The sequence below is a fragment of the Streptomyces roseoverticillatus genome (assembly GCF_000719265.1).
GTDB classification, from domain to species: domain Bacteria; phylum Actinomycetota; class Actinomycetes; order Streptomycetales; family Streptomycetaceae; genus Streptomyces; species Streptomyces roseoverticillatus.
On record NZ_JOFL01000039.1, the window covers coordinates 1 to 12,911 of the forward strand.

Consider the following 12,911-nt stretch of genomic DNA (forward strand, 5'->3'; position numbering starts at 1 on the left):
CTCAAGGAACGGACGCTTCCTTTGTACTCACCCTCTCGGGCTTTCCTCCGGGCGCTTCCCTTCGTTGTTTCCAACCTTACCAGATCCGTTTTCCGGTCCCCCCGCTTCTTAATCGAAGCAGTCGGTCCGAATTCCGTTTCCGGCCCCCTGTTGGAGCGGGGTTTCGCCTTTCAGCTTTCGCTTTCCGGCGGTGATCCCGACTTTATCAGATCTCTCCGGTCGGAATTCCCCACCGCTCCGGAACGATCCTTCACGTTCGTCACGAACGTTTGGGCGTTCCCCTCGCGGTGGAGACGTAAACCTACTGGACGGCCGCGCCCGGATGCAAATCGGCAGCGGGGCGGCCGTCCGTTCGGTTGACGAAGCGTCAGACCTCGACGACCACAGGGAGGATCATCGGGCGCCGGCGGTAGGTGTCGGAGACCCACTTGCCCATCGTCCGGCGGACGAGCTGCTGGAGCTGGTGCGGCTCCACGACCCCGTCGGACGCGGACTTGCCGATCACTTCCTCGATCTTCGGGACGACCGCCGAGAACGCGGCGTCGTCGATGCCCGAACCCCGAGCCTGGATCTGCGGCCCGCTCACCACCTTGCCTGTCGTGCTGTCGACCACGATGAACACGGAGATGATGCCCTCGTCGCCGAGGATGCGGCGGTCCTTGAGCGAGGTCTCGGTGACGTCGCCGACCGAGAGGCCGTCCACGTACACGTAACCCGCCTGGACCTTGCCGACGATCTTCGCCGCACCGTCCACCAGGTCGACCACGACGCCGTCCTCGGCGATCACGATGTGGTTCTTCGGAACGCCCGTGAGCGCGCCGAGCTCCGCGTTGGCCCGCAGGTGACGCCATTCGCCGTGCACCGGCATCAGGTTCCTGGGCTTGCAGATGTTGTAGAAGTACAGCAGCTCGCCCGCGGAGGCGTGACCCGAGACGTGGACCCGGGCGTTGCCCTTGTGGACGACGTTGGCGCCCCAGCGGGTCAGACCGTTGATCACGCGGTAGACCGCGTTCTCGTTGCCCGGGATGAGGGACGAGGCCAGGATGACGGTGTCGCCCTGGACGATCCGGATCTGGTGGTCGCGGTTGGCCATCCGGGACAGGGCCGCCATCGGCTCGCCCTGGGAACCGGTGCACACCAGCACGACCTCGTCGTCCGGCAGGTCATCCAGCGTCTTCACGTCCACGACGAGGCCCGCGGGGATCCGCAGGTAGCCCAGGTCGCGGGCGATGCCCATGTTGCGGACCATCGAGCGGCCGACGAAGGCGACGCGGCGCCCGTACTCGTGGGCGGCGTCGAGGATCTGCTGGATGCGGTGCACGTGGCTGGCGAAGCTGGCCACGATGATGCGCTTCTGCGCGCCCGCGAACACCTGGCGCAGTACGCCGGAGATGTCGCGCTCGGGCGGCACGAAGCCGGGGACCTCGGCGTTCGTGGAGTCCACGAGCAGCAGGTCGATGCCTTCCTCGCCCAGCCTGGCGAAGGCCGGCAGGTCGGTGAGGCGGCGGTCCAGCGGCAGCTGGTCCATCTTGAAGTCACCGGTGTGCACGGCCATGCCGGCGGGGGTGCGGATGGCGACGGCCAGCGCGTCCGGGATGGAGTGGTTGACCGCGATGAACTCGCAGTCGAAGGGGCCCAGGCGCTCGCGGTCGCCCTCGGCGACCTCGAGGGTGTACGGGCGGATGCGGTGCTCCTGCAGCTTGGCCTCGATGAGGGCCAGGGTCAGCTTGGAGCCGATCAGCGGGATGTCCGGCTTCTCGCGGAGCAGGTAGGGAACGCCGCCGATGTGGTCCTCGTGACCGTGCGTGAGCACGATGCCGTCGATGTCGTCGAGGCGGTCACGGATGGACGAGAAGTCGGGCAGGATCAGGTCGATTCCGGGCTGCTCCTCCTCGGGGAAGAGCACTCCGCAGTCGACGATCAGCAGGCGGCCGCCGTATTCGAAGACCGTCATGTTGCGACCGATCTCCCCCAGGCCGCCGAGCGGGGTGACGCGCAGGCCGCCCTCGGGGAGCTTCGGCGGGGGACCGAGTTCAGGATGCGGGTGGCTCAAAAGACTCTCCTCACCACGCACGCCACATGCCCGCAGGACATATGGCGCGCGTGACCTTCGTGCACTTGCAGTTGTTGGCGGTGTTCAGTTGTGAAGTACTGGCGTGTTCAGTTGTGAAGTCCGTGGGCGGCCGGGCCCGGGAGCCGGTCCGCCGGGGCGGGGCGTCAGCCGAGCTGGACGCCGCCCGCCGTGAGGTCGCGCTTGAGCTGCTCGGTCTCCTGCTCGGTGAGCTCGACGAGCGGCAGCCGCACGGGGCCCGCGGGCAGTCCCTGCAGGCCCAGGGCGGCCTTGGTGGTCATGACGCCCTGGGTGCGGAAGAGGCCGGTGAAGACCGGGAGCAGCTTCTGGTGGATCGCCGTGGCCTTGGCGTTGTCGCCGGACAGGAAGGCGTCGGCCATGGCGCGCAGGTCACCGGCGACGAAGTGGCCGGCGACGGAGACGAAGCCGGCGGCGCCGACGGCGAGCTGCGGCAGGTTCAGCATGTCGTCGCCCGAGTACCAGGCGAGCCCCGAGCGGGCGATGGCCCAGCTCGTCGCGGACAGGTCGCCCTTGGCGTCCTTGTTGGCGACGATGCGGGGGTGCTCCGCCAGCCGGACGAGTGTCTCGGTCTCGATGGCGACGCCGCTGCGGCCGGGGATGTCGTAGACCATCACCGGGAGGTCGGTGGCGTCGGCGACGGCGGTGAAGTGCCGGACCAGGCCCTCCTGCGGGGGCTTGTTGTAGTACGGCGTGACGACGAGGAGGCCGTGGGCGCCCGCCTTCTCGGCGGCGCGGGCCAGCTCGACGCTGTGGTGCGTGTGGTTGGTGCCGGCTCCGGCGATCACGTGGGCGCGGTCTCCGACCGCCTCGACCACGGCCCGTACGAGCTGGGCTTTCTCCGCATCGCTGGTGGTGGGGGACTCGCCGGTGGTGCCGTTGACGATCAGGCCGTCGTTACCGGCGTCCACGAGGTGGGTGGCGAGCCGCTGAGCGCCGTCGAGGTCGAGGGCACCGTCAGCGGAGAAGGGCGTGACCATGGCGGTCAGGACCCGCCCGAAGGGCGTCTGCGGTGTGGAGGTCGGAGCCATGAGGGCCACGCTACTCGTTGCTCACCGTGAGGTGCCCCCTCGGGGAGTGCCAAAGGGATCCCGGCACTGCCTGCTCGGGGGTTCAAGCAGTGCCGGGTCCGTCTTTTCAGACTAGATTAAAGCCATGAAAAGCCGCAATACGGACACCTAAGCTACCGGGCCGTACGACTTCCCGTCCGTCCTGTCCCGTCAGGGGGCGACGCGGCCGTTCTTGTTGAACGCGGCGTACGTGAGCGGCATGAGCTTCGCCCACTCCGCCTCCATCTTCTCGCCGACCATCTCGATCTCGCGCTGCGGGAAGGAGGGCACGGCCGCCTGCTCGTGCTGGGTGCGCAGGCCGAGGAAGTGCATCAGCGAGCGCGCGTTGCACGTGGCGTACATGGACGAGAACAGGCCGACCGGCAGGACCGAGCGCGCGACCTCGCGGGCGACGCCGGCGGCCAGCATCTCCTGGTAGGCCTCGTAGGCCTCGCGGTAGGTGTTCTCCATGACGCGCGTGGTGAGCTCGTGCTGCGCCTCGGTGCCCTCGACGAAGACGTACTTGCCGGGGCGGCCCTCCTGGACGAGCTTGCGCTCGGCGTCCGGGACGTAGAAGACGGGCTGCAGCTCGCGGTAGCGTCCGGACTCCTCGTTGTACGACCAGCCCACGCGGTGGCGCATGAACTCGCGGAAGACGAAGATCGGCGCGCTGATGAAGAACGTCATCGAGTTGTGCTCGAAGGGGCTGCCGTGGCGGTCGCGCATCAGGTAGTTGATCAGCCCCTTGGACCGCTCGGGGTCCTTGGTGATCTCTTCCAGGGACTGCTCGCCGGCGGTGGAGACGCGGGCCGCCCACAGCACGTCGGAGTCGGACGCGCTGTGCTTGACCAGCTCGACGGTCACATCGCCGCGAAACGTCGGCTCGGCTTCCTTGGCGGTCTCGGTGGGGCTGTCGGTCACCGGCGGGGTCCTTCCAGTTGCAGTGCTCGGGCGGCGACCAGCCTACGGGCCACCACTGACAACCGGTCCGCAGGCGGCGCCCCTACGGCCCCGCCGCGGCCGGGGGAAGCCGCCCACTGGTTGAGATTTTTCACAGAAGTCACTGAAAACGGGCACCAGTGGCCGCGTTCGATCGTCCTTACGTAGGACAGCACGTTTTTCGAGGTTCCTAGGAGAGCCCCCATGTTCCGCCGGCGAGAGCCCGTGCCGTTCGCCTTCGTCGCCGAGGCCGAGCGCTACCGCAGCAACGTCACCCGGCCGCCCCGAGAACGCGCGAGCCGCTCGCAGATAGCCGGCCGTGTGCTCGTGGGGCTGACGGTGACGACGGGGCTGGTCGGGGCGCTGCTGTTCGGGATGCCGTCGCTGCAGCCCAGCACGCAGGACACGCACCAGTCGCAGCGTTCCGAGGCCTCGGACGGCCGCTGACCGGCAGGTGACCACCGAGGGTGGGATCCGGCGCACCGACCCTGGTGTGCCCGGGTCCCGCCCTTTTCTATAGCCTCACCGGGCACAGCCATTCGAGCGTGCGTGCTGATGAGTGAGGAACCCTCGTGCCCCTGCCCTTTCTGACCGCCGACCGCGACGTCGAGGAGCTCGCGCCCGCCACCGCCGCGGCCGTCCCGCCCGCCGGGCACGACGAGAAACCGGCGCGCTGGCGCCGCCCGTACCGGCCCGGCCCGTGGCGCGTCGGCGTCACCGCGCTGTTGCTGCTGCTCGCCTCGTACGTCCTCTTCGCGGCGATGATCATCGCTGTGGCCGGGTCCCTGCCCGGGGCGGGGGTCTGCGTGGCCGTCGCCGTCCTGGTGATCGTGGCGGCCGTCCGCCTCGTGCGGGTCGGCGTGTGGGTGGGCGAGCGCGGGCTGCGTCACGTACGGCTGCTGTCCGCGAAGACGGTGCCGTGGGCGGACGTGACGGGCGTGCGCACCGTGCGGCAGCCCGTGCGGTGGCTGGGTCTCCCCCGCACCGTGCAGGGGCAGGCGGTCGTCGTGGAGCGCGCGGGCGGTGCGCCGCTGGCGACGCTCGTCACCAGCCACGGGGCGGACTTCCTCGGACGGCCCCAGGCGTTCGACATCGCGTGCGACGCGGTGGAGGGCTGGGCGGCGGACTTCCGCCGCTGACCGGCCGTACGCGAACGGCGGTGCCGCCCCATGCCTGGCATGGGGCGGCACCGCCGTCTGCTACGTCGTGGCCCCTCGCCGCCGCGGCGGAAGGAGGATGCCCGCCGGCGGGGCGCTACGCGTCCACCCGTACCGGCCTGCCGTCGTGGAGGGCGATCGCCCGCTGCATGGCCTTGCGGGCGCGGGGGGTGTCCCGGGCGTCGTGGTAGGCGACGGCCAGCCGGAACCAGGCGCGCCAGTCCGACGGGGCGTGCTCCGTCTCGGCCTTGCGCTTGGCGAAGACCGCGTCCGCGGAGTCCCGGTCGATGCGGCCGCCCGGCGTCCGCACCAGCTCGTCCACCGGCAGCCCGCCCTCGGCGTCCAGCTCCCGCGCGAGGCGGTTGGCGTCGCGCGCGAACCTGGTGGTCTGGTAGAGGAACCAGGCGCCGATGAACGGCAGGACCAGCACCGCCGCGCCGAAGGCGACGGTGACGGCGGTGCCCTGCTGGATGAGCATCACCCCGCGGCTGCCGACCAGGACGAAGTAGACGACCAGGACGGCGGCCAGGGCGAAGTAGACGATTTTGGCGCGCACGGTCCTCAGCCCAGGTCCAGGAAGTGTTCCAGGCCGAACGTCAGGCCCGGGGTCGAGACGACGCGCCGTGCGCCGAGCAGGATGCCCGGCATGAAGCAGCTGTGGTGCAGCGAGTCGTGCCGGATGGTGAGCGTCTCGCCGGTGTCACCGAACAGCACCTCCTGGTGGGCCAGGAGGCCGCGGAGCCGCACCGCGTGCACGGGCACGCCGTCGACGTCGGCGCCCCGTGCGCCCTCCAGGGCCGTCGTGGTGGCGTCGGGCTGCGGGGGGCAGCCCGCCTCGTGCCGCGCGGCGGCGATGAGCTGCGCGGTGCGGGTGGCCGTGCCGGAGGGGGCGTCGGCCTTGTTGGGGTGGTGCAGCTCGACGATCTCGGCGGACTCGAAGAAGCGGGCCGCCTGCCGGGCGAAGGTCATGGTCAGGACGGCCCCGATGGAGAAGTTCGGGGCGATGAGCACGCCGGTCGACGGCGAGGCGCCGAGCCAGGCGTTCAGCCGCGCGAGGCGGTCCTCGGTCCAGCCGGTGGTGCCGACGACGCCGTGGATGCCGTTGCGGACGCAGAACTCCAGGTTCTCCATGACCGAGTCGGGGTGCGTCAGCTCGACCGCGACCTGGGCTCCCGCCTCCGTCAGCGTCTCCAGCTTGTCGCCCCGGCCCAGCGCGGCCACCAGCTCCATGTCGTCGGCGGCCTCGACGGCCCGTACGGCCTCGGAGCCGATCCGGCCCCCGGCGCCGATGACCGCCACGCGCAGCTTGCTCATCGTCCCTGCTTCCCTCGAACCAATCGTCCCGGCGATATCGACTCAGCGATTAAGAAACGGCCTCGTGCAGGCGTGCGGCCTGCTTGTCCTTCAGCGGGCCGATGACGGACAGCGAAGGACGCTGTCCCAGTACATCGCGGGCCACCTCCCGGACCTCGTCCGGGGTGACGGCCGAGATGCGGGCCAGCATGTCGTCGACCGACATCTGGTCCCCCCAGCACAGCTCGCTCTTGCCGATGCGGTTCATGAGCGCACCGGTGTCCTCCAGGCCGAGGACGGTGGAGCCGGCGAGCTGCCCCACGGCGCGGCTGATCTCCTCGTCCGGCAGGCCCTCCGACGCGACCTTGTCCAGCTCGTCGCGGCAGATCTTCAGCACGTCGTGGACCTGGCTCGGGCGGCATCCGGCGTAGACGCCGAAGAGGCCGCAGTCGGCGTAGCCCGAGGTGTAGGAGTAGACGGAGTAGGCGAGGCCGCGCTTCTCCCGGACCTCCTGGAAGAGCCGGGAGCTCATGCCGCCGCCGAGGGCGGTGTTGAGCACGCCGAGCGCCCAGCGGCGGTCGTCCGTGCGCGCCAGGCCCGGCATGCCGAGGACGACGTGCGCCTGCTCGGTCTTGCGGCCGAGGACCTCCACGCGGCCGGCGGTGCGGATCGTACGGGCGCCGGAGCGCGGGTCGACGGGCGTCGCGTCCGTACGGTTCAGGGCGCCGGCCCGGTCGAAGGCGGCGCGCACCTGGCGGACGACCTTGGCGTGGTCGACGTTGCCCGCGGCGGCCACGACGAGGCGCGTGGGGTCGTAGTGCTTCTTGTAGAAGCGGGCGATCTGGTCGCGGGTGAGGGCGTTGATGGTGTCGACCGTGCCGAGCACGGGGCGGCCGAGGGGGGTGTCGCCCAGCATGGTGTGCGCGAACAGGTCGTGCACGCAGTCGCCGGGGTCGTCCTCCGTCATCGCGATCTCTTCGAGGATCACGCCCCGCTCGGCGTCGACGTCCGCCGCGTCGATCAGCGAGCCGGTGAGCATGTCGCAGACGACGTCGATGGCCAGCGGCAGGTCGGTGTCGAGCACGCGCGCGTAGTAGCACGTGTACTCCTTGGCCGTGAACGCGTTCATCTCGCCGCCGACGGCGTCGATGGCCGAGGAGATGTCCAGCGCGCTGCGCTTGGCCGTGCCCTTGAAGAGCAGGTGCTCCAGGTAGTGGGTGGCGCCGTTCAGGGCCGGGGTCTCGTCGCGGGAGCCGACGTTGGCCCAGATACCGAAGGTCGCGGAGCGCACGGACGGCAGGGTCTCGGTGACGATGCGCAGGCCGCCCGGGAGGGTGGTGCGGCGGACCGTTCCGATGCCGTTCTCGCCCTTGAGAAGCGTTTGGGTACGGGCGACGGCCCGCCCCTCCGAGGAGGTGCGGGCCGTCTTCCGTGTACTACGGGACGTCACTTGGCGGACTCGTCCTTGGTCTCGTCGGCCTTGTCGGCGTCCTCGCCCTCGATGACCGGGATCAGGGAGAGCTTGCCGCGCTGGTCGATCTCGGCGATCTCGACCTGAACCTTCTGGCCCACGCCGAGCACGTCCTCGACGTTCTCCACGCGCTTGCCGCCGGCGAGCTTGCGGATCTGCGAGATGTGCAGCAGGCCGTCCTTGCCCGGCATGAGGGAGACGAAGGCACCGAAGGTGGTGGTCTTGACGACCGTACCCAGGTAGCGCTCGCCGACCTCCGGCATGGTCGGGTTGGCGATGCCGTTGATCGTGGCGCGGGCGGCCTCGGCGGAGGGGCCGTCGGCGGCACCGATGTAGATGGTGCCGTCGTCCTCGATCGTGATCTCGGCGCCGGTGTCCTCCTGGATCTGGTTGATCATCTTGCCCTTGGGGCCGATGACCTCACCGATCTTGTCCACCGGGATCTTGACGGTGATGATCCGCGGGGCGTAGGCGGACATCTCGTCCGGCGTGTCGATGGCCTCCATCATCACGTCGAGGATGTGCAGACGCGCGTCGCGGGCCTGCTTGAGGGCCGCGGCCAGGACGGAGGCCGGGATGCCGTCCAGCTTGGTGTCGAGCTGGAGGGCGGTCACGAACTCCTTGGTGCCGGCGACCTTGAAGTCCATGTCGCCGAAGGCGTCCTCCGCACCGAGGATGTCGGTGAGGGCGACGTAGTGCGTCTTGCCGTCGATCTCCTGGGAGATCAGGCCCATGGCGATGCCGGCGACGGGGGCCTTCAGCGGCACACCGGCGTTCAGCAGCGACATGGTGGAGGCGCAGACCGAGCCCATGGACGTCGAGCCGTTGGAGCCCAGCGCCTCGGAGACCTGGCGGATGGCGTAGGGGAACTCCTCGCGCGTCGGCAGCACGGGCACGATGGCCCGCTCGGCCAGGGCGCCGTGGCCGATCTCGCGGCGCTTCGGCGAACCGACGCGGCCGGTCTCGCCGACGGAGTACGGCGGGAAGTTGTAGTTGTGCATGTAGCGCTTGCGGGTCACCGGGGAGAGGGTGTCCAGCTGCTGCTCCATGCGGAGCATGTTGAGGGTGGTGACGCCCAGGATCTGGGTCTCGCCACGCTCGAACAGGGCGGAGCCGTGAACGCGCGGGATGGCCTCGACCTCGGCGGCGAGCGTGCGGATGTCCGTCACGCCACGGCCGTCGATGCGCTTCTTCTCCTTGATGACGCGCTCACGGACCAGGGACTTGGTCAGCGAGCGGTACGCGGCGGAGATCTCCTTCTCGCGGCCCTCGAACTCCGGCAGGAGCTTCTCGGCGGCGAGCTCCTTGACGCGGTCGATCTCGGTCTCGCGCTCCTGCTTGCCGGCGATGGTGAGCGCCTGGGCGAGCTCGTCGCGGACGGCCTTGGTCAGGGCGGCCAGGACGTCGTCCTGGTAGTCCAGGAAGACCGGGAACTCACCCTCGGGCTTGGCGGCCTGGGCGGCGAGCTCGGACTGGGCGCGGCACAGGACCTTGATGAAGGGCTTCGCGGCCTCGAGACCGGCGGCGACGACCTCCTCGGTGGGGGCGTCGGCGCCGTCCTTGACCAGCTGGATGGTCTTCTCGGTGGCCTCGGCCTCGACCATCATGATCGCGACGTCGCCGTCCTCCAGGACGCGGCCGGCCACGACCATGTCGAAGACGGCGTCCTCGAGCTCGGTGTGGGTCGGGAACGCCACCCACTGGCCCTTGATCAGAGCGACGCGGGTGGCGCCGATCGGACCGGAGAAGGGCAGGCCCGCGAGCTGCGTGGAGCAGGAGGCGGCGTTGATCGCGACCACGTCGTAGAGGTGGTCGGGGTTGAGGGCCATGACCGTCTCGACGATCTGGATCTCGTTGCGCAGGCCCTTCTTGAAGGAGGGGCGCAGCGGCCGGTCGATCAGGCGGCAGGTGAGGACCGCGTCCTCGGAGGGGCGGCCCTCACGGCGGAAGAAGGAGCCGGGGATCTTGCCGGCCGCGTACATCCGCTCCTCGACGTCCACCGTCAGGGGGAAGAAGTCGAGCTGGTCCTTGGGCTTCTTGGAAGCGGTGGTGGCCGACAGCACCATGGTGTCGTCGTCCAGGTACGCCACGGCGGAACCGGCGGCCTGCTTGGCCAGGCGGCCCGTCTCGAAGCGGATGGTGCGGGTGCCGAAGGCGCCGTTGTCGATGACGGCCTCGGCGTAGTGGGTCTCGTTCTCCACTAGGGATATCTCCTCGTCTGCGTCCCCGCCCGTGTGGCGGGGACGGTGGCGGAGGAGCGTCTGTGCTGGCCGGTCTTCGATCGAAGCACCCGGATTTCCCTGATCCGGGGGCCACTACCGAGGACCGGCGGCGAGCTGAGCGCTCCTCCTCGTACGGTTCGGCACGGATGCCGTCGTGGAACCAGACTACAAAGCTTCTGCTGTCCACGAGATACGCAAAGGGAGCGGCCCCCAGACGGTGGGAACCGCTCCCTTCACGGTGTCTTACTTGGCGCCGGCGGCACCGCGGCGGATGCCGAGGCGCTCGACCAGGGCGCGGAAGCGCGTGATGTCCTTCTTGGCCAGGTACTGCAGCAGGCGGCGACGCTGACCGACCAGGAGCAGCAGACCACGACGGGAGTGGTGGTCGTGCTTGTGCATCTTCAGGTGCTCGGTCAGGTCCGCGATGCGGCGGGTGAGCATCGCAACCTGGACCTCGGGGGAGCCGGTGTCGCCCTCCTTGGTGGCGAACTCGGCCATGATCTGCTTCTTCGTAGCGGCGTCGAGCGACACGCGATACTCCTTCTGAGTGTCTTTTGGCCACCGAGTGCCCTTGGTCTCTTTCTCAAGGGAGCTTCCGTTACTCGGGAGGCGGGGTCCGCTGGGCGCTGTCCCCAGAGACCCGCGAAGGGTGCTCCGGAGGCGCGTACACAAACGGCCGTTGCACAGAGTACCAGCCCGGACCAGCGGGGGAGGCCGCGGAGGGGGCGGGGGCCGCGCGGGGCCTCATGCGAGGCCTGGGGCGCCGCCTCATGCGAGGCCTGGGGCGCCGCCTCATGCGGGGCCTGGAGTGCCGCCTCATGCGGGGCCTGGAGTGCCGCCTCATGCGGGGCCTGGAGTGCCGCCTCATGCGGGGCCTGGAGTGCCGCCTCATGCGGGGCCTGGGGGTGCGAGGCCTCATACCCGCCTCATGCGGAGGCCTGGGGGCGCCCCGTGCGGGGCCTCATGCGGGCGCCTCATGCGGCGGACGGGCGCCCCATGCGGCGCGTCAGCCCGCCGAAAGGCTGCGAGCCGCCGAGTACAGGTCGAGGACCGCCAGGCACAAGGGCACGAGCGCCAGGAGCAGGGTGCTCTCGGCCAGGTCGGAGACGCGCCCCCAAAAGGGTGACAGGCCCTTGGCGGGGACGATCAGTGCGACGGCGGTGAGCAGTCCTCCACCGAGGGTGACGGCGGCGGCCAGCCAGAGCGTGCGGACGTCGAGGGAGCCGCCGGTCGCACCGGCGGGAGGCATGAGGGAGAGGCCGAGGACGAGCAGGACGAGGGCCGCGAGGCCCGCGCCGAGGACGGCGGCGACCTGGGCTGTGTAGCGGAAGAGGCGGGCGCGCAGCAGCATCGCCAGGCCGGCGGTGAGGGCGAGGAGCCGGGGCCACGGATCGCTGCCCGGGGCGAAGGCCAGGACGGCCGTGGAGCCGGTCACGACGGCCGCGCAGCCGCCGACGAGGCCGAGCAGCAGTTCGTGGCCGCGGCGGACCTGGGCGGCGATGCGCGGGGCGTCCACGGGGTCGGCCTGCGGGGCGCCGCCGCGGGAGGCCGGCCGGTCCGCGGTGGTCGCGGAGCGCGGGGCGGCGTAGCCGATGGGGAGGCGGGCGACGCGGGCGGAGAGGCCGGGCAGGAAGGCGACGGCTCCTATGGCGACGACAGCGCAGACGGCGGCGGCGTCGGCCGGGCGTGCCTCGGTGAGGACCGCGCAGAAGGCGGCCACGGTGCCGGTGGCCGCGGCGGCCAGGGCGGCGACGAAGGGGGCGTCGCCGGCCGGCATGACGGCGACGAGCACGGCGGCGGCGACGAGCACGGCCGCGCAGCCCAGCAGGAACTGCAGCCTGCCCGCTCCCTCGCCCGGGGCGGGGGCGAGGATCCCCGCCCCGGCGATCATCACGTGCGGGAGGGCGGCGAGGCCCAGGGCGACGGCGGACCCGCGGTCCGCGTACACCCGGGCCCGTACGCCCGCGAAGGCCGTCAGCAGCACGCCGACGGCGGCTGCGACGGCGCCCGGCAGGCCGTGCATGTCGTGCCGGCCGGGGTCGGCGAACCACAGGGCGAGGCCCATGAGGGCGAGCAGCAGCGCTCCGCCGGCCAGGCCGCAGGCGCGCAGGAGGCCGTCGTTCCAGAGGGTGTGGTCGCGGGTGACGGCGGAGGCGACGGCATCGCTGACGTCGTCGTGCACGGCGGGCGGCAGGGACTCCGCGAAGGGCCGCAGGGCGAGCAGGTCGCCGTCCAGGACGCGCTGGGCGGCGAGCGAGCGGGCACTGTCGAGGACGGTGCCGTCGCGGCGTACGAGGTGGTAGCCGGTGGGGGTGCCTGCCGGCTGGGTCTGGCCGGTCAGGCGCAGGATCTCCGGGTACACGTCGGCGACGGCGATGTCGTCCGGCAGGGCGACGTCGATCCGGCTGTCGGGCGCGACGACGGTCACTCGGCAGAAGCCGGTCGCAGCGGACGTACTCACCTATCAGGCCCCTTGATTCACTTGGTTCACGGTGCGCGGCCGTGCTCCGCGGGCGGCTGTTCCCGCCCCGTGCGTACGGGCCCGCGCGCGGCTGTGCGCGACTGTGCGGCCACCCTATCGGGGGGCTCTTGCGCGTACGCCGATAGGATCACCGTTCCGCGCAGGGGGGCCGTCGCCGTCGGGGCGACAGGCGGTACCACGCGGAACTGTTCTTGCCGTGCGGAGGGGTT

11 protein-coding genes are annotated in these 12,911 nt (G+C 70.8%); 2 read left to right on the forward strand and 9 right to left on the reverse strand.

From position 1 onward, the window contains the following. Positions 1-367: 367 nt before the first annotated feature. The 3 genes from IF61_RS0130570 to thyX form a co-directional block, all read right to left on the reverse strand. Complete coding sequence (locus IF61_RS0130570; RefSeq protein ID WP_030369805.1) at positions 368-2,053, reverse strand: ribonuclease J; 1,686 nt, start codon at positions 2,051-2,053, stop codon at positions 368-370. 164 nt (positions 2,054-2,217) lie between these two features. After that, positions 2,218-3,120, reverse strand: a complete 903-nt coding sequence (gene dapA / locus IF61_RS0130575) for a 4-hydroxy-tetrahydrodipicolinate synthase (RefSeq protein ID WP_030369806.1) — start codon at positions 3,118-3,120, stop codon at positions 2,218-2,220. 189 nt (positions 3,121-3,309) lie between these two features. Continuing rightward, on the reverse strand, positions 3,310-4,059 hold the full coding sequence (gene thyX / locus IF61_RS0130580) for an FAD-dependent thymidylate synthase (RefSeq protein ID WP_030369807.1): 750 nt from the start codon (positions 4,057-4,059) through the stop codon (positions 3,310-3,312). Positions 4,060-4,281: 222 nt separating this feature from the next. Between thyX and IF61_RS0130585 the strand changes: the two genes are divergently transcribed. Beyond that, positions 4,282-4,524, forward strand: a complete 243-nt coding sequence (locus IF61_RS0130585) for a hypothetical protein (protein ID WP_030369808.1) — start codon at positions 4,282-4,284, stop codon at positions 4,522-4,524. Between the two features lie 125 nt (positions 4,525-4,649). After that, on the forward strand, positions 4,650-5,216 hold the full coding sequence (locus IF61_RS0130590; RefSeq protein ID WP_030369809.1) for a PH domain-containing protein: 567 nt from the start codon (positions 4,650-4,652) through the stop codon (positions 5,214-5,216). Between the two features lie 115 nt (positions 5,217-5,331). Here the strand turns inward: IF61_RS0130590 and IF61_RS0130595 are convergent, their stop codons facing one another. The 6 genes from IF61_RS0130595 to eccD all read right to left on the reverse strand — a co-directional run bounded on the left by IF61_RS0130595 (position 5,332) and on the right by eccD (position 12,681). Beyond that, positions 5,332-5,790 (reverse strand): tetratricopeptide repeat protein, encoded by a 459-nt coding sequence (locus tag IF61_RS0130595; protein WP_030369810.1) that lies wholly within the window; start codon positions 5,788-5,790, stop codon positions 5,332-5,334. A gap of 5 nt (positions 5,791-5,795) precedes the next feature. After that, a complete protein-coding gene (gene dapB, locus IF61_RS0130600; RefSeq protein WP_030369811.1) occupies positions 5,796-6,548 on the reverse strand; it encodes a 4-hydroxy-tetrahydrodipicolinate reductase in 753 nt (250 codons plus the stop codon). Positions 6,549-6,597: 49 nt separating this feature from the next. Next, positions 6,598-7,977 carry a M16 family metallopeptidase gene (locus tag IF61_RS0130605; RefSeq protein ID WP_030369812.1) on the reverse strand — a complete coding sequence of 460 codons (1,380 nt, stop codon included), beginning with the start codon at positions 7,975-7,977 and terminating at the stop codon, positions 6,598-6,600. Continuing rightward, positions 7,974-10,199, reverse strand: a complete 2,226-nt coding sequence (locus IF61_RS0130610; protein WP_030369813.1) for a polyribonucleotide nucleotidyltransferase — start codon at positions 10,197-10,199, stop codon at positions 7,974-7,976. Before IF61_RS0130610 ends, IF61_RS0130605 begins: the two co-directional genes overlap by 4 nt. Positions 10,200-10,463: 264 nt before the next feature. Continuing rightward, entirely contained in the window at positions 10,464-10,751 is a 288-nt protein-coding gene (rpsO, locus tag IF61_RS0130615; RefSeq protein ID WP_030369814.1) for a 30S ribosomal protein S15, read from the reverse strand. A 475-nt stretch (positions 10,752-11,226) separates the two neighbouring features. Beyond that, entirely contained in the window at positions 11,227-12,681 is a 1,455-nt protein-coding gene (gene eccD, locus IF61_RS0130620; protein ID WP_030369815.1) for a type VII secretion integral membrane protein EccD, read from the reverse strand. Positions 12,682-12,911 lie beyond the last annotated feature (230 nt).